At 50.7% G+C, this 1,424-nt stretch carries 2 protein-coding genes; one reads left to right on the top strand and one right to left on the bottom strand.

The window, feature by feature from the left end:
- A partial coding sequence (locus tag J3L16_RS15770) for a hypothetical protein (RefSeq protein ID WP_207614021.1) occupies positions 1-342 on the top strand: 342 nt, incomplete at its 5' end.
- Positions 343-557: 215 nt separating this feature from the next.
- On the opposite strand, the gene J3L16_RS15765 is transcribed toward J3L16_RS15770, so the two are convergent.
- A partial coding sequence (locus tag J3L16_RS15765; RefSeq protein ID WP_207614020.1) for an elongation factor Tu occupies positions 558-1,424 on the bottom strand: 867 nt, incomplete at its 5' end.

Raw genomic sequence — 1,424 nt, 5'->3', positions numbered from 1 at the left:
TCCAAAAGTGAGGAAAGCGTCAAACGAGGCGTTGAATTGGCAAATGATATGGGAGATGCCATCAAGAATATTCTTTCTGGTGTTAGCCAAGTCTCCAGCAATATTCGCACAATCGCAACAAGCGCTAAAGAACAGGCAAGCGGGCTAACAGAAATGAATTCTGGCATTACTGCCTTGGACCAAGCAACTCAAAAAAATGCCTCGTTGGCGGACAGTACGGCGACATCTTCTCGGCAACTTCAACAAAAAGCCGGTGAAATGAATACACTGGTTTCGCGTTTTCACGATTCACCAGGTGACTTCGTTGAGGCGGCGCCCACACCACATGAAAATGCGGCCTAAGAGAATTGTGTTGATATCTTTAGCGAGAATGCTTCGCTTACTCTGAAACATTCTCTTCCTCGCTTCAATTGCGTCAGGTTTATTCAACCCAGTTTAAAACAAGAAGGCCGCGTCCATTTGGATGCGGCCTTCTTTCTTGATTGTCTCTAGCGCTTTGGGGTCTCAGGGGCTTCCGAAGGAAACGCCCGTCTCACCCACGCGCGCTCGATCTAAGATTACTCAGTAATCTTAGATACAACACCCGCACCAACAGTACGTCCACCTTCGCGGATCGCAAAGCGCAGGCCGTCTTCCATGGCGATTGGTGCGATCAGCTCAACGTTGAACTTCAAGTTGTCGCCCGGCATCACCATTTCTGTGCCTTCAGGAAGAACAACAGTCCCTGTCACGTCAGTTGTACGGAAGTAGAACTGTGGACGGTAGTTCGCGAAGAATGGTGTGTGACGACCGCCTTCTTCTTTCGTCAGAATATAGGCTTCTGCTTCGAACTTAGTGTGTGGGTTCACAGAACCTGGCTTGACCAAAACCTGACCACGCTCAACGCCTGTACGGTCGATACCGCGCAAAAGAACACCAACGTTGTCGCCTGCTTCACCACGATCAAGCAGCTTGCGGAACATTTCAACGCCTGTGCAGGTCGTTTTCTGTGTGTCACGGATACCAACGATAGAGAGTTCGTCACCAACGTTCACAACGCCACGCTCAACACGGCCAGTCACAACAGTACCGCGACCAGAGATCGAGAACACGTCCTCGATTGGCAGCAAGAACGGCAGGTCAACTGCACGTGCTGGTGTTGGGATATATTCGTCAACCGCAGCCATCAGAGCTTTGATTGAGTCAGCACCGATGTTTTCATCGCGGCCTTCCATGGCTGCAAGCGCAGAACCAGGGATCACAGGGATGTCGTCGCCAGGGTATTCGTAAGAAGACAGCAACTCACGGATTTCCATTTCAACCAGTTCGAGCAACTCTTCGTCGTCAACCTGGTCAACTTTGTTCATGTAAACAACCATGTACGGGATGCCAACTTGACGGCCAAGCAAGATGTGCTCGCGTGTCTGTGGCATTGGGCCGTCTGC

It is taken from the genome of Alteromonas sp. 5E99-2 (genome assembly GCF_017368475.1).
In the GTDB taxonomy this organism is placed as follows: domain Bacteria; phylum Pseudomonadota; class Gammaproteobacteria; order Enterobacterales; family Alteromonadaceae; genus Alteromonas_F.
The sequence above is the reverse complement of the archived record's forward strand: the minus strand, read 5'-3'. Positions and strand labels throughout refer to the sequence as shown.